The 436-nt window shown below is 59.4% G+C and carries 1 pseudogene; it reads right to left on the bottom strand.

The features are described 5' to 3' along the window. Positions 1-436: pseudogene (locus WP12_RS00030) on the bottom strand (Tn3 family transposase); the annotation flags it as partial.

The raw sequence follows: 436 nt of genomic DNA, 5'->3' as shown, positions 1-436 counted from the left end.
CCCCGACAACCCAGATTTCCTTAGAACGGATGCGATCGCGCAGTTGCGCGAGGACACAAAGCTCATAACTGATCCGGTTTACGCGCCCCTCTTCATCAATGACGGAACTGCGCCATCTCGCCGGAATGACCTCGTCGACCGGCACTGCGTGCGGCGGCACGTAGCGGCATCCATCATCCACTTTGCTTCTGATCCAGTCCAGGGCCGCCAGCACCGGACGCCACACGGCGTTGTTCGACCGGAACTCCAGTGCCGAAAGCAGGCTTGGCAGCATACGGCGATAATGATTGGCCCATGACCTCCGCATCACCTTGTAGATCCGCCGATCCAAGGCGCCCTTTGCCTGGCTTTCCTTGATGATCGCCGCCAGTTTGTCCTTGCCGGCGATTGGGAAAATGACATCGCAGATGCGCCCGGATGGATCGTCGATCGAAGC

It is taken from the genome of Sphingomonas sp. SRS2 (assembly GCF_000971055.1).
Classification (GTDB): domain Bacteria; phylum Pseudomonadota; class Alphaproteobacteria; order Sphingomonadales; family Sphingomonadaceae; genus Rhizorhabdus.
The sequence above is the reverse complement of the archived record's forward strand: the minus strand, read 5'-3'. Positions and strand labels throughout refer to the sequence as shown.